Source organism: Streptomyces sp. B1866 (assembly GCF_031932565.1).
Classification (GTDB): Bacteria; Actinomycetota; Actinomycetes; order Streptomycetales; family Streptomycetaceae; genus Streptomyces.
On sequence record NZ_JAVSCF010000491.1, the window covers coordinates 1 to 1,750 of the forward strand.

Here is a 1,750-nt window from a genome sequence, read left to right on the forward strand (position 1 = left end):
GCGCAGGTGGTACCACTGGTCGCGGCCCGGGACGGGCACCTCGAAGCCCACCGGCTCACCGCCCGAGGCCGCCCGGCGCCACTGCTCCTTCACCCCGGGCAGGCCCCGCAGGGCGGGCACCTCCCACAGCACCCGGCCGACCATCTCCCGCGCGGGGCCCAGCAGCCGCTCGGCGGCCGCGTTCGCGAAGCCGACCCGGCCGTCGCCGCTGAGGGACAGGAATCCGTCGCTCATGTGCAGCAGCGCCCGGCCCACCGACTCCAGCGCCGCGTGCGTCCCGGCAGTGCTCCAGGTCCGGCCCTCGATACGGGCCGGTTCGCCGTGCTCGTCGGCGAGGGACCAGCAGTGGGTCTGCACCCGGGCGTAGCTGCCGTCCGCCCGGCGCACCCGGTACGTCAGGTCGTAGGCACCACGGCTGCGCAGCGCCCGGTCGACCTCCGCCGTCACCCAGGCCAGGTCGTCGGGGTGGATGAGGCTGACCCAGGACTCGATCGTGCCGTCGTCCACCGCCGGGTCGATGCCCAGCTCCTCCAGCAGCGGCTCGTAGTAGAACAGTTCACCGGTGCGCAGGTCCCACGCCCAGTTCGGGGAGCCCTCGGCGTCGGACGGCTGCCGCGGCTCCACTCTCTGTCCCGCTCTCCCAAGCAGGTTGGGGGACACGCCCTCCGGGCTCAGCGGAGTCAGCCGCAGCAGCCCGCCCGCCCACCGGGCCACCTCCACCAGGAACGCCCGCTGCCGCGGATCCGGCGGGCGGGAGGCGGGCACCAGCACCGACAGGACGCCCAGCGACTCCTTCGGGCCGCGCACCGGCGCCGCGGCCATGCCCGTGCCCGCCGGGACGTCGGTCTCACCGGAGCCGACCGGCACCCGCCCGTACCACGACTCGGGCACGCCGAGGTCGGGCCGGTAGACGAACCCGTCCTCCCGGACGGCCCGCACCAGGGCCACCGGGCTCTGCGCGGAGACGCTGTGCCAGAAGCGGGTGAACGCGCGCGGCAGCCCGGCGCTCGACACCAGCCGCAGGTGTGCCTCGCCGCCCCGCACGCACACGTGCACCATGCCGCCGTAGCCGCCCAGCTCGGCCGTGGCCTGCAACAGGGCCGCGTGCAGCACGTCGGTATCGCCCTCACCGGCGTCCACGGCCGCGAGCAGGTCCAGCCGCCCGGCCCGCACCGGGTCCGGCGGCCGCCCCCTGTTCTCACGACCAGAGGTCAAGGTCGACACCGTCCTCGGAGAAGAGGTCGAGGTCAGGGGCGGCGGCCTCGTCCCCGGGCCCTTCGGTGATCTTCTGCTCGGTCCAGATGCACTTGCCGGTGCCGGTGTAGCGGGTGCCCCAGCGGGCGGCCATGGCGGCGATCAGCTGAAGGCCCCGGCCGCCCTCGTCGCTGGCGGTGGCGTGCCGGATGTGCGGGGTGGTCAGGGAGCCGTCGGAGACCTCGCAGATCAGGGTGCGGCTGCGCAGCATGCGCAGGGCCAGCGGGCCCCGGGCGTGCCGGATCACGTTGCCCACCAGCTCGCTGACGATCAGCTCGGTCGTCATCTCCAGCTCTTCCAGGTCCCAGGCCGCCAACTGCTCGCGGATGTACTTGCGGGCCTGGCCGCAGGCGACCGGGTCCTCCGGCAGCGGCCAGGAGGCGACGAACTCGGGGGGCGTGGCGTGGGTGCGGGCGACGAGCAGGGCGGTGTCGTCGGGGGCGGGGCGGTCGGTGGGCAGCAGGGTGCCCGTCAGCGTGTCGCACAGCCGCTCCGC

Annotated in this window: 2 protein-coding genes; both read right to left on the bottom strand. The window is 75.0% G+C overall.

Annotation, left to right across the window (positions count from 1 at the left end; all coding sequences use genetic code 11):
* A partial coding sequence (locus RKE29_RS29725) for a PAS domain-containing protein (protein ID WP_312008815.1) occupies nt 1–1,215 on the bottom strand: 1,215 nt, incomplete at its 3' end.
* The coding region (locus tag RKE29_RS29730) for an ATP-binding protein (RefSeq protein WP_312008816.1) at nt 1,199–1,750 on the bottom strand (552 nt) is incomplete at its 5' end. The genes RKE29_RS29725 and RKE29_RS29730, both read right to left, overlap by 17 nt.